This is a genomic window from Pseudomonas sp. UYIF39 (genome assembly GCF_029963765.1).
GTDB lineage: Bacteria > Pseudomonadota > Gammaproteobacteria > Pseudomonadales > Pseudomonadaceae > Aquipseudomonas.
In genome coordinates, this window is sequence record NZ_JALBYU010000003.1 from 129,454 (window position 1) to 151,172 (window position 21,719).

Consider the following 21,719-nt stretch of genomic DNA (forward strand, 5'->3'; position numbering starts at 1 on the left):
AGCCAGGAAATGATAAAAACGAAAAAGGTTGTCATCCTGGGCGACAGTGCCTTCGCCGAGGTCGCTTACGAATGCTTTACTCGGGACTCTGAATACGAAGTCGTCGGCTTCTCTGTCAACTCTGCATTTCTTGAACGCAATGAGTTGTTTGGTTTGCCTGTCGTGCCGCTTGAGGAGATTGAGCGCTTCTTCGATCCCGAACAGGTCGAGTTCTACGCGGCGCTTGTTTACTCCCAGCTCAACCGTCTGAGGACGCGGTTTTATGAGGAGGCGAAGTCGAAGGGCTATCGACCAGCGAGTTACATCAGTAGCCGGGCGTTTGTATGGCCTAATGCGGTTTTGGGCGAACACTGCTTCATCTTTGAAGATAATACGATCCAGCCATTCGTAAAAATTGGCAATAACGTCGTGCTTTGGAGCGGAAACCACGTTGGCCATCATTCGGTGATCGAGGACAATTGCTTTATCTCCTCTCACGCTGTTATTTCCGGATTCTGCACGGTCGGAAAAAATACTTTCATTGGCGTTAATTCGGCGATTGCCAATAACGTCGTCATCGGTGCCGATAATTGGCTGGGTGTTGGGGTCAATATCCTCAAGAACACGGATCCTGATTGTATTTTCAAAAGCGAGCAGCCGGAGCCAGCCAAAGTATCCGCACGACGTTTTTTCAAGGCCAGAACATGAAGTGGCATAAACTGGGCGTTGTCTGGAAGCCTGATGGATCTCTAGATTGGGCCAGAACACATGCGATGGGCCCGATACCTTACCGACTCAACGATGATGTCATCCGTGTCTATCTGACATGCCTGGACGAGAAGGGACGCGGCCGTCCGGGTTATATCGATGTCTCAAGTTCGGATCCGACCCGGGTGTTGAAGGTCGCGACAACGCCATTGCTCGATATTGGCGAACCGGGGACGTTTGATGACAATGGTTTGATGGCCCTGAGTCTTGTCCCCGTCGATACGCGAACTGTGTATATGTACTACGCGGGATTCGAGCTCTGCGTGAATGCGCGGTACCGGATCTTTACGGGGCTGGCGATCAGTCATGACGGCGGCGAGACGTTTGAGCGCTACAGCAAGGTCCCGATCCTGGATCGTAGCGATAGCGAGCGAATGTTTCGCTGTGGGAGTTTTGTCGTCAAGGAAGCTGACGTGTTCAAGATGTGGTACATCGCAGGCAGCGACTGGACCGAACTGCGGGGAAAACTGATGCCTGTGTACGACTTGCGGTATCAGGAGTCGGCCGACGGAGTGACGTGGTCAGATCGCGGTATCTTGTCCATGGCGCTCACGGGTGACGACGAGCACGGTTTCGGCCGCCCGTGGATCGTCAAACGCGACCGCGGTGATTATCAGATGTTCTATTCGATCAGACGCTGTTCTTTTGCCGCCTATCGTCTCGGCTATGCCGAGTCCAGCGATGGGGTTCAATGGGTACGTCGAGATGAAGAAATGGGACTCGATGTATCGCCGGAGGGCGTGGATGCGGAGGCAATCATGTATTCCGCCGTAATATCGGTTGGTGCCAAAACGTACTGTTTCTATAACGGCAATAATTTTGGCGAGCAAGGCTTCTGCGTCGCGGAGCTGATCCCGTGACCATTGAGATCGTGCGCTATCAACCAGCATTGAGTGAAGCGTGGAATGCATTCTGCGCGAATGCGGCAAACGCCACGTTCCTGCACTCGCGCCGTTTTCTCGATTACCATGGCGACCGGTTTATGGATGCATCGGTTGTGCTCATGCACGCCGACAGCATAGTCGGCGTTTTCCCAGCGGCGGAGTCCCCTGCAGATCGCGCCATGGTCGTCAGCCATCCCGGTATCACCTATGGCGGCATTGTCCACGATGGCTACCTATGCGGTGCCAGGATGATCGAAGCGCTGGAGCGGTTGTGCGAACACTACCGGAGTAGCGGATACGACCGTCTTCGATATAAGGCAGTCCCCCATATCTACCAATCTCGACCGTCGCAGGACGATCTTTATGCCTTGTTCCGGCTCGGCGCACGCCGATCGCGCTGCGACTTGTCGTGCACAATTGATCTGGCCGATCGCGCAAAACCTTCCGAACGCCGCCGACGCGGGCTGAAAAAGGCGCTTAAATCGGTGTCAGTGGTGACGGGGACCGAGCAGGTGCGGGCATTGTGGCAGGTGCTGAACGATAATCTGGAGCGCAAGCACGGCGCGGCTCCCGTACACAGCGTGGAAGAGATGGAGCAGTTGATCACTCTTTTCCCTGGGGGGATCGAGTTGTTCTGCGCCAGGATCGATGGGCAAGTCGAGGCGGGGGTCGTGGTGTTCAAAGCGCGCATGGCATGGCATGCGCAATACATTGCGGCGAGTGAGGTGGCCTATTCGGTTTCCGCGCTCGATGCAGTGTTCGATCACGCCACGACCGAGGCCCTTTCAGCCGGGGTCCGGTATTTCGACTTCGGTACGAGCAACGAGTGTCAGGGCACGGTTCTCAATGAAGGCCTCTACCAGTACAAGCATGAATACGGAGGCGGAGGTGCTGTGCACGAATATTATGATATTGATCTACTAGGTGTTCAGCATGTCTGTGTCTGATTGCAAAATCATCAATTTACCCAAGATCACCGATCCGCGGGGAAACCTGACTTTCCTGGAAAGTGGACGACACGTTCCCTTCGATATCAGGCGTGTATTTTACCTGTACGATATCCCGACCGGGGAAGGCCGTGGCGCGCATGCGCACAAGGAACTGCACCAGCTGTTGATCTGCCTGTCCGGCAGTTTCGATGTCACGCTTGACGACGGGATGGAGAAGACGACGATCCACCTCAATCGTCCGTGGCAAGGTTTGCATATTCCCCCCATGATCTGGGCGGCCGAGCTCAATTTCGATCCCGGGTCTGTCTGCCTGGTCCTTGTGTCCATGGAATTCGACGAGTCCGATTATTATCGGGACTACGACGAGTTTGTCGCCGCCGTCCGGTCTCGTTGAGTTTCTGCGAGACCTGGCCGCCTCTATAGCCATACCTTCAACCGCCACACCGGAACGGTCTCGACTGCGTGCGCAGGGACACCCCGCCGATACGACGGATATGTCGTTCGGGGGGGGCAGGCGTCCAGTATGTGTTCGCGCATCGCCAATTATCGTCAGGTGCTACGAATGTGCGGCCAATGCAATTCCATTCGAGAGTGAGGAGCATGATTGTGAAAGTGCCATTTCTTGATGTCCGCAACGCCTATCTCGAGCTCAAGCCCGAACTCGATCAGGCGGTCGCGCGGGCTCTCGATTCTGGGTGGTATATCTTCGGGGAAGAAGTTGCCCAATTCGAGAAATCTTTTGCCGACTATGCGGGCGCCCGTTTTGCGATCGGGCTCGGCAACGGGCTCGACGCCTTGCGTATCACCTTGATGGCGATGGGCGTGTCCGAAGGGGACGAAGTCATCGTGCCGTCCAATACCTATATTGCTACCTGGCTCGCCGTGACACAGTGCGGAGCACGACCCGTGCCTGTCGAGCCCGACGTCGACACCCTCAATATCGATCCACTACGCATTGAGCAGGCCATGACCAGTAAGACTAAGGTCATTCTGCCCGTTCATCTGTACGGGCAGCCTGCAGAAATGGGACCGATCCTCGAACTGGCCCGACACAAGGGAGTTCAGGTCCTCGAGGATGGCGCACAGGCGCACGGCGCACGTTACCGTGGTACGCGCATCGGTGGGCACGGAGATGCCGTGGCGTGGAGCTTCTATCCCGGCAAAAATCTCGGCGCGTTCGGTGACGGGGGCGGTGTCACTACCAACGACACCGAACTCGCAGAGCGAATTCGGACGATTGCAAACTATGGTTCTAAAGTTAAATACGTCAATGAGGTTTGTGGCCTAAACAGCCGCCTCGACCCGATCCACGCCGCAGCACTGGCCGTCAAGCTGCCGTTCCTCGATGAATGGAACGCGCGTCGCGGGGAGATTGCAGCCTATTACCAGAAGCACTTGCAAGATACCTGTGTGAGGGTGCCGACTCCGCAACTGGATTGCACGTCGTCGTGGCATCTGTTCCCCGTTTTTTCGCAGCGGCGTGATGCTTTGCATGTGAGGTTGAAAGAGGCCGGTATCGAAACGCTGATTCATTACCCGATTCCTCCTCATATGCAGCAGGCTTACCAGTTTCTTGGTTTCGAAAAGGGCGCTTTCCCCATTGCGGAGGCACTGGCCGAGACGGAGCTCAGTCTACCGATCGGTCCGCACATGACCCTCGAGCAAGCGGCTTACGTTTGTGAAACTATTGCGAGTTTTCAGTAATGGATGATTTCGATCTCGAGCGCTTGCAAGCAACGGTTGTGGAATATATTTCCCAGTCGCACTACGGCGATGCGATGGCGTGCATCAAGTCATTTGCCGAGCAAGTCATCAACGATCCGGCGTCGATTGGTGCTGTGTTCGCGAACCGCGAGCTCGATGCGCTGTGCCGAATGCTAGCCGACGCCTACTATGCCGATCGTCGCCATGTGCCCGAGAAGGAAGGCCAGGGCACCGTCATTCTGGCGTCCGAACTGGTCAGGGCCGGAGGGCATGTCGAACTGATCAAGGACTATCTGGCTCTCGGACTGTTCGAGAGCCCGGTTCGCGTCGCCTTGACCGATCTGTTCAATCGTATCGATCACGCCTCGATTAACGAGTGGGAGTCTCTGCTCGGCTGCGAAGTCTTCGTTTTGACCGAAACCGGGCTCGATAGCAAACTCGACGCCCTGACCGTCCGGCTTGGCGAGTGGAAACCTTCCACCGTTTTGACCCTCGGTCACAATCAGGACATCGTGTGCATCGTGGCGGCCCACGCCCCTGGCATCAGGAACCGCTATTACATTCACCATGGCGATCACCATCTGTCTCTTGGTGTGACTTGCGAAGCGTTTCAGCATGTCGACTTGCACAACATGTCATATGAGTTGTGCAAAAACGAGATTGGAGTCGCGCAACAGCTTTATTGGCCGATCAGCGCTGTCCGTACATCCCAAATCAAAACCCGATTCCTCGACCGAGGGGTCTTGACGACCTGCTCATGCGGTCGAATGTCCAAGTTCGAATCGGGCTCGTACGCGCTTCGCTATGAACGTGCAGTGGCCTGCATCCTAAAAGCCTCGCGCGGATACCATGTGCATATCGGGGATTTGTCCGATGCATTTCTGCAGAAAATCCACGAGGAACTCGATGCTGAGAACGTAAGCCATGACCGGTTCATTCACATACCGTGGGTCGCTTCACTCTCTCAGGCGCTCATCGAAAACGCGGTGGATGTATATGTTTCTTCTTTCCCGCTTGGAGGCGGCAAATCGTTAATCGAAGCGATGTCGGTCGGGGTGCCTGTCGTTACCCACGAATCATATCGCTCCCGTTATCACTCCGGATCCGATCTTGCTTATCCTGACAGCTATACTTGGAGCCAATATGAAGAGCTCGGTCGGGTTTTCAAGCAGTGGGACCAGCCGTTGTTGAAGCGGCACGCCGCATCCGCATTGCAGCATTTTGAGCGTTACTACTCGCAAGCCGCTTTTTTGAAAGCTTTTGCCAGCGGGCTGGACAGTGCTGCCCTTGTTCCGCCATTGCATACGTATCACAGAAACCAACTGCAGAATCATCTGGATATAAAACGCCAGAGAGTGCAAGAAATCGGGCATTTGATATCTGAAAAAAATAGAATGTTCCAGGAATGGATGAAAGTTGATACGGGGTATAAAGAGCGTTGTGCGACGATCGTGGAGCTACAAGCGGTGATAGAGCAGCTGACACAGGAGAAGCTTGCGTTGGAAGTATCAGCCATGACTCAACGACAGAACGAGGGCGCTCCAAGATCGTGGAAAGGAAAGATCAGAAAGATCGCTGCTGTGATACTTAATAAGTAAAGTTCAGTTGCTTTGCTTCGATAGAAGCGACACATGTTATTTGCAAAATCGGCGGCATGACTTCGCTTCCTAATCTCGACCACTTAAACACTGAACAACTGCGCGCTCTGGCGCGCAGTTGATGCAGCGTGACTAGAATCTCGATCAGAAAATCGAGACGATGGGTAAGCAAATCCACCATCACAAAACGGCCAACGAAAAAGCTGGCCCACAAGATCTCGCAGCTCAAGCGCTTCAAGTTTGCCAAGCGCAGCGAACAACTGAGCCCGGATCAGGCCATTCTGCTTGATGAACTGATCGATACTGACATAGCAGCCATCGAAGCCGAACTTGTAGCGCTGCAACTCGCTCCTGTTTCGACCGAGGCTCGGCAAAAACCTAAACGTATCGCCTTGCCGCCGCAGTTTCCGCGCCCCCTGCCATCATCGGCGCGGTAACGGTGTCGGGCCTAGCCACAGGTGCAGCAATGGCGGCAATAGAAGCGCTGGTCATCAGGGCAAAAACCAGAGAGTAGAAGTAGCCTGTACGTATAAGTGACGCGCCATGACATTGATAAGGAAGAACAACTTTTCCGAAGCTGCCCCCAAATCTGGGTCATGGGACAACTCTGTCAAAAATGTGCCTGTTACAGAGCGTGTAACAATCAAGGTTCGAGGCGACGCTGCTGGTAAATCAAGTCGACGATTTCACCATCCGGGGCGTAACCACTGACAGTGTCACGCAGAAGTTGGCGAACCCGCGAATAATCATCCCGCTCAACGGCAGACAGCAACTCCATCAAGTTGCGCTTGAGCACTTCCCAAGGCAAATGATCCTCTTTGGCGCTCATGATCATCGGGTGCTGGGTAGCGGACACGTTGTCGCCGATCAGCAACTCTTCGTAAAGCTTTTCCCCGGGACGCAGTCCAGTGAACTCGATGGCAATATCGCCTTGCGGATTCTTCTCCGAGCGAATGCTCAAGCCAGACAGGTGAATCATCTTCTCCGCCAGCTCAATGATCTTGACCGGCTCGCCCATGTCCAGCACAAACACATCACCACCCTCCCCCATTGAGCCGGCCTGTATTACCAGTTGTGCCGCCTCGGGAATGGTCATGAAGTAACGGGTAATCTTCGGATGGGTAACCGTCAAGGGCCCGCCTGATTTGATTTGGCTGTGAAAGCGCGGAATAACCGAGCCAGACGAGCCCAACACATTACCGAACCGCACCATGGTGAAACGGGTCTTGTTGACCCGGGACACATTGGATTTGTCCCCGAACAACACCGGCGCCAACTCACGACTGAGGGCCTGCAAGGTCAACTCGGCCAGCCGTTTGGTGCTACCCATGACATTGGTCGGGCGTACGGCCTTATCGGTCGAGATCAGCACAAAGTTTGCAACACCAGCCTCCAACGCAGCCTGAGCGGTATTGAGCGTCCCGATCACATTGTTGAGCACACCTTCGGCAATATTGTGCTCGACCATCGGCACGTGCTTATAGGCCGCCGCATGATAAACCGTGTCCACGCTCCAGGTTTTCATTACATCCAGAAGTTTATGGGGATGGCGAATCGACCCCAGTATCGGTAACAACCGGCCAGGCAACGACTCACGAGCAATACGATGCTCGAGCTCAGACAAAATGCTGTAAAGATTGAATTCGCTATGATCGAACAATAACAGCGTGGTCGGTCCCAGGGAGAAAATCTGCCGACAAAGCTCGGAACCGATCGAGCCGCCCGCCCCCGTTACCAAAACCGTCTTGCCCGTCACACATCGAGCCAACAAATCAGGCTGAGCGGGAACCGAATCCCGCCCCAACAGGTCAGCAATGTCGACTTCCTGAATGTTGTCCACCTTGACCCGACCACTGGCCAGATCAGTGAAATTCGGAACACTGCGCACATGGAGCGGGAAACCCTCCAGAAAATTGAGAATCTCCCTGCGCCGCGCACGGGTCGAAGACGGCAACGCCAGAAGAATTTCCTGAGCCCCGGTCATGTCGATCATCTGCTGAATATGCTTGGGCTTATAGACCCGCAGCCCGGCAATCGAACGATCCGCGATAGAGGAATCGTCATCGATGAACGCCACAGGGCGCATCACGCGGCCCATGCGCAACGCTGCAACCAACTGGTTGCCTGCCACGCCTGCGCCGTAAATGGCGACCTTGGTCAAACCATCGTCTCGATTAACAAAGGGTACATGCTGCGCAGCGGTGAACCAATCACCCATGAAGTATTGACGCATGCACAAACGCAGGCCGCCAATGATTACCAGGCTTAGCCACCAGTAGTTGAAGATGATGGAGCGCGGCACCACGGCCTGGTGATTGCTGTACCAGTACACCACCACTGCGAGGATCAGCGAGGACAGACTGACCGCCTTGACGATGGCAATCAGCGCATCATTGCCGAAGTAGCGCATGACGGCGCGGTACATGCCAAAGCGTACGAAAAGGGGAATGGCAATAATCGAGGCACTGACGAACAGCCAGAAATGAGACTTTAGCGGATTGTACATGTCGTCGATGCCGAGGCGGACGATAAAGGCCAGCCACAAGGCGACCCACACCAAAACCACATCGGTGGCGACCTGTATCAGTCTTTTTTGCCTGCGAGGCAAACCAAGCAACACCCTGCGTATTTTATCCATTCAAGCTTTCGAGCCCGTAGCCCCCTCCTTTCACGCGGTCGTCGGTCGGCATTGTAACCTCATGAGGACGAGATCGCCCAATACTTGCATATGGCAGGGTCCAGGAAGGAGCACTTAGCTGAAAGCGCCGCTATAATTCGCCCCTCTGACCGGCCTGCCGGACAGACAGCGCACGGACGCGAAACTCGCTTGAAATCACGAATCGTTGCTGCCGCGAAACTGCTCGTCGATAACCATTAGCTAATCGCTCTGCCCGCTCTCGAGCAGGCGATTTATAGGGAGCACGGACGATCAGACGCTGCGACTTAACCCAAAATGCGTTTCTGGTGGGTGAGGGAAATTTCTTGGGAGTTCGCCTCTGACCGTGGGATGATAGAAAAAGTGCAAATCATCCGGCAGAGACGTTATTTCCTAGCGCTAGCACACTTTAACCGATCGACACAAGCACTGCTTTTTTAACGAATAGCTCAAGCTTGTGATGATAGTGCGCGCGCCATACGAAATAGCTGCAGACTTTATGCGCCTTCCTTGCAACAGAGAGGCATTCTACGTGGAGTACATCCCGCGATCGTAAAAAACTGGAAACTAGACGGGATGGAAAAAGTGACACTCGCCCCTCCTACAAGATTACAATCATTGACTGTTTTGACAACCCGGTGTTTCGAATGCTAAACAACTCAATTACCGCCGCTATGGCAGATATAGCGACGGCTGTAAAGCGCTATTCTCTGGTAGGCATGCTCGGATGGCAGGATGTACGTCAACGGTATAGGCGCTCTGCTGTCGGACCGTTTTGGCTAACCATCAGCATGGGCGTTATGATTGGTACTATTGGCCTCGTATTTGGCCAAATATTTAATTCCCCCATGAAAGAATTCCTGCCATTTCTCGCAGCAGGTATGATTCTCTGGAGTTTTATTTCTACCTGCGTGTTAGAGGGCTGCACCAGCCTCATCGCCGCAGAAAGCATTATCAAACAACTCCCCATCCCATTATTCGTGCATATTTTACGCACAATATGGCGCAATACTTTGATCCTCGCGCACAACATCGTCATTTTCCCGCTTGTGCTGCTGGCTGTTCAGAAACCATTGGGTCTTGGAGCGCTGTTGAGTATCCCGGGCTTTGCACTGCTTGTTCTCAATCTGGCATGGATCAGCTTGATATTGAGCCTTTTATGCGCTCGATATCGCGACCTCCCGCAGATCATTGCGAGCGTCTTGCAAATTGCCTTTTACTTGACGCCAATCATGTGGCTTCCAAGCCTGCTGCCTGGCCGAGCCGGCACCTATTTACTGGATTTGAACCCCATCTATCACCTTATACAAATCGTCAGGGCTCCCCTGCTCGGACAGGATGTGAGCACTGTTAGCTGGTGCGTGGCCGGGGGCATGGCTCTGTTTGGCTGGTGCATAGCGATCATCATCTATGGCCTCTATAAACGTCGCATTGCTTATTGGCTCTAAGAAGAAAACTATTATGGCTTTTATTGAATTTCATAACGCATGCGTTGATTTCCCTATCTATAACGCAAGTGCTCGCTCCCTGAAAAAGCGACTGATTCAAGTCGCTACAGGTGGCAAACTCAGTGCCAACGAGCAAGGCCGAGTGATCGTCAGAGCACTGGAAGACCTTACTTTTTCCCTCAATGACGGAGACCGGGTTGGATTGCTCGGTCATAACGGCGCTGGCAAAAGCACATTACTCAGACTGCTGAGCGGCGTATACGCCCCCTCCGCTGGCACCGCCAGCATCAGCGGCGAAGTCGCTTCCCTCATTGATATTTCATTAGGGATAGACCCGGAGGCATCCGGCAGGGAAAACATCTTCATGCGCGGCATCCTGCTCGGGATGACAAAAAGTGATATTGCAGAAAAACTCGACGAAATTATTGAGTTTTCAGAACTGGGTGACTTCATTGACATGCCGGTACGCACGTACTCTTCCGGTATGCACTTGCGCTTGGCCTTTGCGGTATCGACGACCATCAGACCTGAAATATTGATCATGGACGAATGGCTGTCGGTAGGGGACGAAGGCTTCAAGCACAAAGCAGAGGCTCGGATGAACGAACTGGTCCAAGCCACCAGCATTTTGGTGATAGCCAGCCACTCCCGTGACCTGGTGCTGCATACATGCAATCGGGTCATTTGGCTGGAGCACGGCAAAATAAAAATGGACTCGGATCCCGAAACAGTTACCCGAGCTTATTTTGGCCACTAATATTTTCGTTCGCGCCTGCAACCCTCATTAAGTTAATAAACCGGTTAACTCATAAAGAACCTACTTTATCAAGTCAAGATAAGCGTAGGTTCTGTATGAAAGTAGCCGCGTAGCCATTGCAGCGTAGAAGCCAAAGCGACAAAGCCTCGCCAGCTGCATCTCATGATGCGGCCCGACGCAAAAGTCGAAAAGGTTTGTCTCCCCGCCCCGCCCCCCAAAAAAATCTATCGATAGCCTCGCAGCCCCAGTTGAACGGGTCATCATGGTGACGTTATTCACCCACCTGCGCTTTACGTGCTCATCAACAAATCCGGCAACGGTGTGAAAATTTCCGCAGTGCGGAGAGAGACGACGCCACTGCAGGGCAACGCCCCCCAAAGCTATTGGCCAAGGCTAGCCAAAACAAATAAAGATGCCTATTATCGCGCTTGTAGATCAAACAATAAATATTCAAGGCCTGACATGTCAGCAATATTGGTATCTGGAAACAATAGACTATTCCCTCTTGAAGCCTATAGGGGAATAGCTGCATTTATTGTGCTTGTCCACCATTTTTTTTTAGGGTTTTCCCCATACACAACTGGATTATTAGGGGAAGCACGAAACGAAGACAGCTTAATAGGGCAGCCATTTTTTGCTCTGTTTAACGGCACAGCGGCTGTCGGTTTTTTCTTCACCCTTTCCGGCTTTGTTTTGTGCTGGTCCTATTTTAATCATGAAAACCCACAAAAACTTCTTCTGGCATTTCTTAAAAGATTTCCGAGACTGGCCGCCATCGTAACGATTACCACTGTCGCAAGTTACTGCTTATTCAGGCTTAATTTTTATTACTTCCATGACGCCTCGAAACTTAGCTTGAGCCCATGGCTTGCAACATTTGCTCAAGGATGGACGCCAGGGTTTGAGCCGAGCTTTTGGGAAGCGCTAACGCAAGGAATGACAACTTTTTTCACAGGAGAAGACAATTACAATACAAACCTTTGGACTATGAAAGCCGAGTTTTTCGGCAGCATGATTGTCTTTATGCTTGCATGCTTTATTTCCGTAATACTCGAATACCGCTACCTTATTTACGCTTTTATAATTATTTCAATATCAGCACTATTTTATAACAATTTCATATTCCCCTTTGTTGCCGGTACATTTCTTTCTGTTTATCTGGCCAAAAACAAAACCGAAATCCCCTTCTATACTGCCATAGCGCTAATTATTTTCGGGCTATACATGCTCGGATATATAATCCCGGAAAAATCATACGCATGGGCTTCAGCCATTCCAGATATTATGAAAGTACACACCCAAACCCTGCTCCACACACTTGGTTCCGCCTGCATAATATTCGCAACCATGAGCAATCAAAAGGTGTTTAAGAACCTGAACGGGAAACTTTTAAGAGGCATTGGAAAAATCAGTTTCCCACTCTATCTTGTCCACACCCTTGTGATCTGTTCGCTATCAAGCTACGTATATATCAAACTTTCAAATCATGGAATCAGCAACACACAAAGCTTAATTATCGTGTTTATTGTCACCGCTACCACTTCAATAGCACTAGCAGTACCACTCTCTCGCTTTGATGACTGGTGGGTTAACCAGGTTAATACCACCACACGAAAGCTATTGAAAGAGAAACAATTAGTCCATTGACTCGACTCAACAAGACGCACCTGCCGATCACCGACAAATCAGCTACAGGTGCGTAAATGGCCTTTCACGGATGACAGGAGATACAGAAACAAGAGCGCCGATTTGATTGATGATGTTCGCGAGTGCAAACATATCTAACAAATCGGCGCTCTTATACGTAATATTCTGGAAGGGCTTTTCTTTCGTCACAACCTAGCCGGATGGTGACCCTCTACGATTTGACGCCTCATGCCGCACCCGCTTTTGAAGCCTTCCCAAAAGATCGTAACCGCCCCATAAGCTCACCTTCCAAGAAGCGGGCTTATGGAGTGTTTACATCGTTAAATCTATGTGCTCATTCCGGATTATCCAATAACCAAGCAGCAAAGCGCTCCAATCCATGATCGAAACTCACGAAAGGTACCCACCCCAAAGACTGTTTGGCGCGCTCGATATCCAGGACACTGACAGGCACGTCAAACCCGCGACCCGACAAGTACTCACGACTGGCATTTCGCCCCGTGACCCTCTCGATCGCGTCAAGAACCTCATTGAGACTATGTCCGCGCCCTGAACCGATATTGAACAGGTGCTCTTCACCGGATTCCGCTGACGATGCTAACAACGCTCTCACCACATCAGAGACATGAATGTAGTCGCGTACAACCGAGCCATCACCCCAAATCTCAACCGTCTCGCCACGCAGGACTTTGCCAAGGAATACGGCAACCGCGCCTTGGCTAGCATAGGTGCGCTGCCCCTCACCAAAGGGGTTTGCAAGACGTAGAACAGTATAATCAAGACCGTATAAGCGATGGAAAAGCGCCAAATACTTCTCGATCGCCAACTTGGAAATTCCATAGGAACAGGCCGGGTCAGTAGCATGTGTTTCTGGAATAGGTACTTGCGTAGGGTCTCCATACACCGTGCCGCCGGAGGAGATAAAAATAATCTTCCTCAGGCCGGACTTCACCGCGAGGTTTAGCAGGCGGATGGTCGCAACGACATTGCTCTCCACATCGAAGACGGGATCAGCATTTGAAGACTTGGGGAGTGTAGTAGACACCAGGTGATAGCAAACATCGCAACCTTCCAATGCCTTGGCGACTTCGGCCTCACTGGTGAAGTCTCCTTCGCAAAGCTCGAAATTAGGGTGACTGAAGTGGGATTCACCCAACGGCGCCACATTGGGACGATCGAAACAGCGCACAAAATGCCCCTGATCGAGCAATGCGTCTATCAAGTGGGTGCCTATGAAACCACGCCCCCCCAAAACCAGGGACCGCTTAACGGGATTAGGAGAAGTGTTCTCGGAATTATTCAACGTTGCCCTCCAGCGCTTGATATGGTTGAAACTGCCGCCTTGTGCAGCAGCAGACAAGGCGGGCTTGACCTGCCCCATCCTTGGCAACCATTGCAACGACCTACACTTTATTATTTAACGAAACACACTGTGACGGCTAATGATACGTCAAGTGAGGCGGCTTACCAAATTGCCGGAGACGCCCGTCTCGCTCTCAGTGCAGGCCTGGCAATCAGCCGGACCTGCCCTGTGAGATCTCCCCTTAACGCTAGCTGCCCTGCTTACAGCAAGTCCGGCTACAGGTCTTGGACAGTCATGCCAGAGCCTTCGGCCTTCGCCGACTCCGCCCTGCGCTGCTGAATGTCACGCTCGAACAAACGAAGATATTGAGAGGCAACGGCGTCAATTCGATATCGACTGGAAACGTCTTTCACCAAGCCGACGGCTTCCTGGTATTTCCGTTCATCTGTCGCGAACGCTGCAATCACGCGGGCCGTGCTCTCGATTGGGACGACCCAATCTTCCAACCCGATAATCTCCCCGGCAACGCCGCTCTCTATCGTCAACATGTTTTTGATGTCGCCTACGTCTGTGGCAATGTATGGCTTGCCGGCAAACAGACAATCGACAATGGTCAGAGGGAAACTCTCGGACCTGAAGGTCGATAACATGATGCCCATGTCCGCGGCAGCATAATGACCTACGGAGTTATCACTAAAGCCAGCCAGGTAAACGAAGTCCGGCGCACCTGCTTGACAATACTCATCGTACACCAAGCCATTTCCGACCAATATAATACGGATGTCCCGACCGGAAAGTGATCGCGCAAGTTCTACCGCCTGGATCGCTTCGCCCCAGCCTTTATCGGGAATTGCCCGACTGACACAACACAATACAAAAGCATCTTCCGGTATACCCATCTGCACGCGCGAGATTGGAACGATTTCCGGCGGCTGCAACCCGTTAGGAACCTTGACGAAACGGGGAGAAGACTTGTCGTACAGTGAGATGTCCGAGAAAGGAACAAGATTTTTCTCAGCGGTGTAGACCCATGTACTGACACCTTTGTCAGCAATGCGCAACTGTTCATCAGTCACTCCATTGCCATGTTCAATCATCCCGTGCAAAGCCGCCACATGGGCGCCAAGCTCGGAAAAAACATCCGGGACATCGACCGGATACTTCTGAACGTACCACTGGTGGCTATTAAGTGCTTCAATTCCGAAATCATGAATGATCTCTTTCACTGATTCGATATTCGACGTCTCGATCACCGGCACGTCGTTTCTCAGCATTTTGCGAACACCGTCTTCGCGTTTTGGTATCCCGGCGCTAAACAAGGAAACGGAAATACCTTGGCGCTTAAACTCGTTTGCCAGTCGAATCGGAAGAATTTCGGCACCACCCGGATAGAAGCCGATCGTGGAAACCATCACGTTCGGCAGTCGATCAGCCCTGGCACGAACAATCGAATCATGGTCGTACCAGCGTAAAAACTCTTCTGCGGAGCCCCCGACATAGTGGTCATACAGCTTCTTGCTGGATGCCTCGCAAGCCTCAAGCACCGACATCGGAACATTGTAGAGGGACTGGATCGTTCTGTTCGCCACCCCGAGCTCGCGATAAAAGACCTCTTTGCGATAAGTGGTGTTGGCAGTACTTGCATAATGTCGACGGAAAAAGTTTGTACCCTCAGTGGAGTAAGCAATCTTCCCGCCGCGCAGAATGTGCAAATAGAAGACCCAGTCACCAGCAACTTTCATTGATAGCCACGACTGATCATCCAACAGCGGCATATCAACGGGACGCTTGAAAATTACGCCACTGGCATTAGGTATTGTATTTTTAACACCCAACGCCGAGCACACTTCGTTATGCGCCGTGCTTACATAGGAACCGGCCCATTTATTCGCACACTCCAGATCACTTACATAGTTAAGGAACTGGTCCGGCATAACGACTTCGTCCGTGGTTACGAACTCACACTTCGAGTACGCAAGCATGACCGCTTCATCATCAAAACAGCTAACAAGCGCCTCCAGGAAAAGCTCATCACAGTAGTCATCGCTTTCAGCGACCCATACCAGGTCACCTGTGGCCGCCTTGATCCCCTTAGCCCACTGATGAAAAACGCCACCCGAATTCGTCTCATTGAACAACAAGCGCGTTATATCAGGGTACTTTTCCGCATAACCAGTTAACACCGAACGGCTATCATCAGTCGAACAGTCATCCATCAGGATGACTTCTATATTCTTGTAAGTCTGCCCATAAATACTATCCAGCCGACGAGCAAGATAGCTCTCATGATTATAATTTGGAACAATTACCGAAATTTTTGGCATAACGACACTGGAATCAATATCCAGCAGAGCGCGTGTTGTTTCGTTCAACCGACCAAAACCGGTGATACTGTCTGGCTCAACGTAGAGTCCTTCCTGCCAATTGTTCCAGGCATTCACGAACAGTAGACGGCGATCCTCGGGGAGAGACTTTCTCGCGCCCCTGATCGCCGCGTCAAGCCAACGCCCATAGTCACGAATGTGAAAGCGCGAATAAACCAGAGGAGAATATTGCTTAAGCGCAGTTTCATCACGCCCTAACGAAATAGCGTGAAAAACCGGAGTAGCACGAAGATGTGCTTTCTGTGCTCGTACGATCCCTTGCGAAGCAATAAGGTTATACGGAACGGTATCTATTCCATTCTTGTTTTGCGGTGGAAATACGCCAGTTTCGCCCGGCACAGGATCTGCAGAAAGATCAAGCGCGGCGTCACACAAACCATCCAGGTCCTGCGCCAGTTCATCCGAACCCGCAAAACCAAACTGAGCAATCAAGTACACGCCATCACACAGTTCATTCAATCGCTCACGGAGCTTGCGAATTGAATCAACTATGTCTTCGTCATACTCATTGAGTTTAACCACGATGACGGGTCGCTCATCAACCTGCACACATCGCTTATCAGCTAGAACTGCAACAACAGGCGTAATCAAGTTGTTCGACAGACCGTCCTGATGCAAATCTATTTGAATGCAGAAATTAAAGTCGATTTCCGTATGGGCAAGAAAGGTATCCAGAGGCTGTGGCGACGCTTGCGCAACCGAATCTGCGCTCAGATTGAAACAAAAGCCGAAAAAGCCATGACTCTTGGCACTGAGTGCCTGCTGGGTGAGCACACGCCCGTCCAACGAATCATACAACCCAAGCGTCTTATCAGGGCGCGATCGCTGCGGATTGCCCTTGGAAGCGAATCTGGCACTACGCAACGCCTCCCAGTCAGGCGAGACATAGAACGCGAGTAACTTGATGTCGCTGTCAACTTCACCAAAACGGATGTCGTTTTCATGATTAATGAGCGCGTCCGGTACCGCTATTCTATGCTCCGCCGCGCCAGTGACAATGTAATGCCAAAGCGGGTTAAGACCAATGTGTTGAATGTCTTTGTAAAGTGCGAGGTAGGCGCGCGTATCAAAGTCCATGGACGGATTTTTACCTTCGCGCCAGCCCTGTTCACAGTAGTGCCTGAGCGGATCTACCGAGACCTGCTGCACATCGCTGTACATTGCAAGGTAGTACTTCTCGTCGAACAATCCTGACTTTTTGACGACTTCTATCTGTGCCTCGAGCACAGCCTTGAGTACCGGTATCGGTGTATATTCACCATACGGCTTGAAAACCGCATTACGCCCGACGGGACGACGCTTGACCGTCGTCATTTCGCAAATGCGAGCTGGCAATCTGACTGGACGACCTTCGAGCTGGCCACATTGAATGTAGTGAAGCAGCGGATGTACCTGAGCCTCGGCAACATCAGGGTTGGCCAACAGATAATCCGAAGGACTGAAAGCGGCGCAAGGATTGCGATTTTCTATCCAGCCCTTGAGCATGTAGTGCTTGAGTGGATCAGTGCCTTTTGCACGCACATCTGCATTACTGGCAAGGTAATAATCCGGGTCAAACAACCCGCTTTCGTGAATCTCACGAAGAGTATTTTCGTTATACAGCTCTCGACGACGTCTTAACGAGTCGAGTACTTTACTCCATGTCAGCGTCCTGACGTTATGGACGGACTCTCGCACAAACCCTGTAACTATGCGCACAGGCAAGGTTAAACGCCAGGAATGCGAAAAGAGTAACGCATTGAGTTCCTGCTGCGTCTTGAGCAGATCAGCCTTCAGACTGACACCCTCTTTTTCGTGATCAACCAAGACGGCTTTGAGGTCGACTAACTGCCTGTTGAGCACACCCACAGATTGCTCAAGACTGGCAATATGTCGGTCGCGCTTAACCAAAGAACCCATGAGCTCTTTTAACTGCGACTCACGTTCAAACAGGGTCGGATTCAATGACGCAATCCGCTGATTCAAATCCTTGATCTGCTGAGTCAAGTCCTGGATTTGAAGGGCGCGCGCATCTATTTGTTGACGACTTTCCCGAATCAGCCTGGCCGCGTCAAACGCGAGATCCAACTGCTCTACCGAAAACGCTTCTGTAGGTTCTGGTATCTGCCTGTCATATTCGAAGACATCAAAATCTTCGGCATACAGCTCTTTAATCAAACTCGCACTTCGTTCCGTAATAAAAGCAGGAAGGAAGGGAATGACATTTTCACTTGGCGAAGGCTCTGCGAAAGGATCGGTGGCCTGCTCACCGAAGTGCTCCGATAATGCTTTATGGAGTTCAGAGGAGTTTTCAATTTTGACCAACAAGGAATAATTGATCAAATCCGGACGCAATAGCGTGGCTTGAGGCGCCCAAAAATCCCTCTCAGGTGAAGATGTGCGATTGCTTGCGAGATACTCCAGAAACGCCTCAAAAGCCGAAGCAACATCCGCTAAGCTTTTTACCGGCTGCTGTAACGACTCAAACTTTGGATACGATGCGACCTGCTGTGGATCTTGCAACAGTATTTTCGACTGCCATGCAGAGAAGATACGCTTGTAAGGGTTTCGTACGGCGGCAAATCGAAAATATGTATCAGAGAGAAGAGGTCCCAAAAGGTCGTCTATTTCCAGCCCGCTGACATGGGGCGCAACCTTGTAAAACTCGTGAACAACTTGATCAGAATTACTTCCCGCAGCCTCACCGACTCCACGCAAGGCCTGCGAACAACCTTCCAGTGACGCAAACCACCACTTCAGGGAAGTACTCGCAACCTTGGGGGTACTAACGTATAAAACCTTGTACTTCTCGGAACGGAAACTGTTCCACTTGAGATAGTCGAAGACTTTTTGTTTGTCCACTGATGACAAATCACTAATATTTAGCATATGCGTCAAAAAATCCTATGGGCATGCTGACTCTCAGCAACGCACTTCCAAACAAGTAAATTATCTGCATTAATACGAACACCCTGTAAGACGGCTACAACCATAGCCCTACATAAAAGGGTAACACTTGCAAATGACCACTCCCTGGTTCCAGCGACGACTATACGTCGACGACGTTAGCCCCCTTGGGCCGAGCGAACCACAAGCGCGATCACTGACCCGGAGCAAACAAGCGCGAAACCAACCAAAACTGATTTATAACATTTTTTGGTCTTAACATTCAAAATAGCTCCGAAATACCGGGTTCCTCACCTATGGCCTAGCCGCAGCGCCCAACGAAAAAGGCTCAAGCCCCTACCGCCAAGAGCGAAAAACACCTCAAACCCAGGCACGTAGACGGTGGACTGAATCGTTGACGGGACACAGGAGGGTGCCCCGCTCGAAACCATCCTGGCCCAGGCCTGCACCCCTCCCGAAACAGCCTGATTTGCTTATTTAAGGGGCTGCCCCCATCCATCTGGACAAAAAGCTAGAATATTGAGGAGCAAAAAACCGATAACGAGTCAACAAACCGTATACAAAACCTACCACTTCGACTAATGAGCCAGAGCTACATCAGTAGAGAAATACAAAAAAATAGCCACTCACACGGAATGACTCAATTCACAAAACTCAATGCCAAAAACCGCTAAAGCACGAACTCAGGTATAACTCTTACACGTTTTCACTGCGTGATTCTTGGCAATATAATAAGCTTCATGCAACTGCATATGCCGTTCGACCCGTACAGTAGGGTCCCCAGGTGTTCTAAACAAAGACGTTGTTTTTGGCACATAAACAAACTTATTGCCATAACCATAGCGCAACCAAAGATTCCAGTCTTCGAGACTGCTCATATCGGTTTGAAATCCACCTCGTTGCAAGTAGAGATCCTTTTGAAAAAGGAGAGACTGGATGGCTATAAAGTTGTGATCCAACAGAACATCATAGTCATATTCTTGCTTGAGAATCGGAGGTACAGCATGGCTAACCTCAAAATATTGCTCTTCCACGCCACCGGCAACAGTACCGACTTCCAGTGCCAATGAGTAGGCCGCTACCGCATCAGAATTTTTCGCCAACGCACCAACAAGCACCTCGACATGATCCGCAAAAAGCAAATCATCATCATCGAGAAACATGCAATATTTTCCGGCTGCCTTTTCGAGACCATAATTACCGGTAACCGAACGACCGACTTTATCGAGGGAGTAGTAACTGACACTCATTCCCTCCGGAAATTCAAAATCAGCCACAACCGAGCTCATCGTAGAACCGCCATCCTCAACGACTATCAACTCGATATTCGGATACGTTTGATTAAGCACTGACATCATGGACTGCCTGAGAAACTCTCCTCGATTCTTGTAAGTTCGAGTTACCACAGTAACAAGAGGGTAATCGGTCAATGGCTCACCCACCTCCCAGAACGCCCCATCCCTGATCATTTCATAATCAAAGCCCCTGAAAGGGAAATAGCAGTTTTCACTCGGCCCCTTGCCCCGCATAAAATACCGAGCCTTCTTGAATATCACACCAAAGTTTCTGAACACATCGCGACGGGCGCCAGCATAGGGTTCTGGACGGAGTAAAAGCAGGCACTGCAAGATAAAGCCACCCACTCTATCACTCAAATTCCCATAACGTAGCCTGATATAAGCATTGGCCAGTGTGCTGCCGGTATACTGAATCGGTTTTATATGATGCTCATGCTCATAGGTATAATGATAGACGACGGCAGACGGGCAATACTTGAGTTGGTATCCATAGGACCTGAAGCGATAGGAAAGCTCGACGTCTTCGCCATACATGAAGATCTCGCGCTCGTATCCACCGACTTTAACGTAAGCCGACCTTCTTACGAGTACGCAAGCATGGGACGACCAGTTGGTTTCCAACGTTACCGGATCGTAATATTTAGGATGCTCATAAGGTGCCTGCCTCAACTCCCAGGATGCCACCTCAGCCTTGGCATCCGCCAAAGCAGCGGTCACCACTCTGGTTATAGCGTCTTTAGCAAAAACAATATCCACATTACTAACAAGAAAATACTCAGAGCTTCCTTTATGGATTGCTTTTTCATGCCCGGCACCAAACCCGACATTGTCGCCTTCCAGAATGTCGAAACCAGCCACTTCCTGACCAAGTAATGCCTGCCAACGCTGCAATGCTTCAAGGGTGCTGTCCGAAGACCCGTTATCAACAAAGAACATATTCAATTTGCTGAGCGGGTAACTCTGCGCCCTTAACGATTCAAAAAAACCATCAACCCACTTGCCACTATTGAACGTCACCACCGACACATCAATAACAGGTTGCGCCTGGGCGACCGACGAGTTCTGGAACCGTGAAAAACGACGATTCAATATAGCCTGTATAGCCTTGGTATTATTTCGCGAATAAATTACCAACATTATGTTTTCGCGCAAACGCTTGAAAAACAAATGTATACGAACACGAACCCACACAAGGAAAGGAAACTTTTGATAAATGGGTCGAATGAACGCTTTAGACTTAGCCAAAAAAGAGCGCAGCCCTCGAAAAAAACGCGTTACGACTTGCCAAATGTTTGAAGCAACCATACTGAATAAACCACTCATTAAATCGAACCCCCTAACCAATGCAACTTAGCGACCTGAAAATATCACAACATCAGCAGCAGGCACATCCCAAGACGCTCCACAAGAGAGGCAACCATGCAAACCTGTGTTGACATGTGTTTCTGACGCTTTTT

13 protein-coding genes and 2 pseudogenes are annotated in these 21,719 nt (G+C 51.1%); 10 read left to right on the forward strand and 5 right to left on the reverse strand.

All coding sequences use genetic code 11. The features are described 5' to 3' along the window. Positions 1 to 9: 9 nt before the first annotated feature. From MO767_RS05460 to MO767_RS05490, 7 genes and pseudogenes are all read left to right on the forward strand, one after another. A complete protein-coding gene (locus MO767_RS05460) occupies positions 10 to 687 on the forward strand; it encodes an acetyltransferase (protein WP_282479703.1) in 678 nt (225 codons plus the stop codon). Then, positions 684 to 1,607 carry a hypothetical protein gene (locus MO767_RS05465; protein ID WP_282479704.1) on the forward strand — a complete coding sequence of 308 codons (924 nt, stop codon included), beginning with the start codon at positions 684 to 686 and terminating at the stop codon, positions 1,605 to 1,607. The genes MO767_RS05460 and MO767_RS05465 overlap by 4 nt, the downstream gene beginning before the upstream one ends. Continuing rightward, positions 1,604 to 2,578 (forward strand): GNAT family N-acetyltransferase, encoded by a 975-nt coding sequence (locus tag MO767_RS05470; RefSeq protein WP_282479705.1) that lies wholly within the window; start codon positions 1,604 to 1,606, stop codon positions 2,576 to 2,578. The genes MO767_RS05465 and MO767_RS05470 overlap by 4 nt, the downstream gene beginning before the upstream one ends. Beyond that, a complete protein-coding gene (locus MO767_RS05475) occupies positions 2,565 to 2,975 on the forward strand; it encodes an FdtA/QdtA family cupin domain-containing protein (RefSeq protein WP_282479706.1) in 411 nt (136 codons plus the stop codon). Before MO767_RS05470 ends, MO767_RS05475 begins: the two co-directional genes overlap by 14 nt. Before the next feature lie 206 nt (positions 2,976 to 3,181). Further along, positions 3,182 to 4,285: a DegT/DnrJ/EryC1/StrS family aminotransferase gene (locus MO767_RS05480; protein WP_282479707.1), complete on the forward strand. Its 1,104-nt coding sequence runs from the start codon at positions 3,182 to 3,184 to the stop codon at positions 4,283 to 4,285. Next, on the forward strand, positions 4,285 to 5,883 hold the full coding sequence (locus MO767_RS05485) for a glycosyltransferase family 4 protein (protein WP_282479708.1): 1,599 nt from the start codon (positions 4,285 to 4,287) through the stop codon (positions 5,881 to 5,883). The genes MO767_RS05480 and MO767_RS05485 overlap by 1 nt, the downstream gene beginning before the upstream one ends. A 56-nt stretch (positions 5,884 to 5,939) precedes the next feature. Further along, positions 5,940 to 6,309, forward strand: a pseudogene (locus MO767_RS05490) (transposase); the annotation flags it as partial. Here MO767_RS05490 and MO767_RS05495 read toward each other — a convergent pair. Next, positions 6,304 to 6,414: pseudogene (locus MO767_RS05495) on the reverse strand (competence protein ComEA); the annotation flags it as partial. The pseudogenes MO767_RS05490 and MO767_RS05495 overlap by 6 nt on opposite strands. A gap of 112 nt (positions 6,415 to 6,526) precedes the next feature. After that, on the reverse strand, positions 6,527 to 8,521 hold the full coding sequence (locus MO767_RS05500; protein WP_282479709.1) for a nucleoside-diphosphate sugar epimerase/dehydratase: 1,995 nt from the start codon (positions 8,519 to 8,521) through the stop codon (positions 6,527 to 6,529). 665 nt (positions 8,522 to 9,186) lie between these two features. On the opposite strand from MO767_RS05500, the gene MO767_RS05505 reads away from it, so the two are divergent. The 3 genes from MO767_RS05505 to MO767_RS05515 all read left to right on the forward strand — a co-directional run bounded on the left by MO767_RS05505 (position 9,187) and on the right by MO767_RS05515 (position 12,391). Further along, positions 9,187 to 9,987: an ABC transporter permease gene (locus MO767_RS05505; RefSeq protein ID WP_170206206.1), complete on the forward strand. Its 801-nt coding sequence runs from the start codon at positions 9,187 to 9,189 to the stop codon at positions 9,985 to 9,987. A gap of 13 nt (positions 9,988 to 10,000) precedes the next feature. Further along, positions 10,001 to 10,744 carry an ABC transporter ATP-binding protein gene (locus tag MO767_RS05510; RefSeq protein WP_095130189.1) on the forward strand — a complete coding sequence of 248 codons (744 nt, stop codon included), beginning with the start codon at positions 10,001 to 10,003 and terminating at the stop codon, positions 10,742 to 10,744. Positions 10,745 to 11,038: 294 nt separating this feature from the next. Next, a complete protein-coding gene (locus tag MO767_RS05515; protein ID WP_282479710.1) occupies positions 11,039 to 12,391 on the forward strand; it encodes an acyltransferase in 1,353 nt (450 codons plus the stop codon). A gap of 334 nt (positions 12,392 to 12,725) precedes the next feature. On the opposite strand, the gene MO767_RS05520 is transcribed toward MO767_RS05515, so the two are convergent. The 3 genes from MO767_RS05520 to MO767_RS05530 form a co-directional block, all read right to left on the reverse strand. Then, positions 12,726 to 13,772 carry an NAD-dependent epimerase/dehydratase family protein gene (locus MO767_RS05520; protein WP_282479711.1) on the reverse strand — a complete coding sequence of 349 codons (1,047 nt, stop codon included), beginning with the start codon at positions 13,770 to 13,772 and terminating at the stop codon, positions 12,726 to 12,728. Between the two features lie 197 nt (positions 13,773 to 13,969). Continuing rightward, complete coding sequence (locus MO767_RS05525) at positions 13,970 to 18,946, reverse strand: glycosyltransferase (RefSeq protein WP_282479712.1); 4,977 nt, start codon at positions 18,944 to 18,946, stop codon at positions 13,970 to 13,972. Between the two features lie 701 nt (positions 18,947 to 19,647). Further along, positions 19,648 to 21,585: a glycosyltransferase family 2 protein gene (locus tag MO767_RS05530; protein WP_282479713.1), complete on the reverse strand. Its 1,938-nt coding sequence runs from the start codon at positions 21,583 to 21,585 to the stop codon at positions 19,648 to 19,650. Positions 21,586 to 21,719: the final 134 nt, after the last annotated feature.

Excerpts from the sequence above, each read along its gene's own strand:
- MO767_RS05460 (WP_282479703.1), top strand. The coding sequence starts at position 10 with ATGATAAAAACGAAAAAGGTTGTCATCCTGGGCGACAGTGCCTTCGCC.
- MO767_RS05465 (WP_282479704.1), top strand. The coding sequence starts at position 684 with ATGAAGTGGCATAAACTGGGCGTTGTCTGGAAGCCTGATGGATCTCTA.
- MO767_RS05475 (WP_282479706.1), top strand. The coding sequence starts at position 2,565 with ATGTCTGTGTCTGATTGCAAAATCATCAATTTACCCAAGATCACCGAT.
- MO767_RS05480 (WP_282479707.1), top strand. The coding sequence starts at position 3,182 with ATGATTGTGAAAGTGCCATTTCTTGATGTCCGCAACGCCTATCTCGAG.
- MO767_RS05485 (WP_282479708.1), top strand. The coding sequence starts at position 4,285 with ATGGATGATTTCGATCTCGAGCGCTTGCAAGCAACGGTTGTGGAATAT.
- MO767_RS05500 (WP_282479709.1), bottom strand. The coding sequence starts at position 8,521 with ATGGATAAAATACGCAGGGTGTTGCTTGGTTTGCCTCGCAGGCAAAAA.
- MO767_RS05505 (WP_170206206.1), top strand. The coding sequence starts at position 9,187 with ATGCTAAACAACTCAATTACCGCCGCTATGGCAGATATAGCGACGGCT.
- MO767_RS05510 (WP_095130189.1), top strand. The coding sequence starts at position 10,001 with ATGGCTTTTATTGAATTTCATAACGCATGCGTTGATTTCCCTATCTAT.
- MO767_RS05520 (WP_282479711.1), bottom strand. The coding sequence starts at position 13,772 with ATGGGGCAGGTCAAGCCCGCCTTGTCTGCTGCTGCACAAGGCGGCAGT.
- MO767_RS05525 (WP_282479712.1), bottom strand. The coding sequence starts at position 18,946 with ATGCTAAATATTAGTGATTTGTCATCAGTGGACAAACAAAAAGTCTTC.
- MO767_RS05530 (WP_282479713.1), bottom strand. The coding sequence starts at position 21,585 with ATGAGTGGTTTATTCAGTATGGTTGCTTCAAACATTTGGCAAGTCGTA.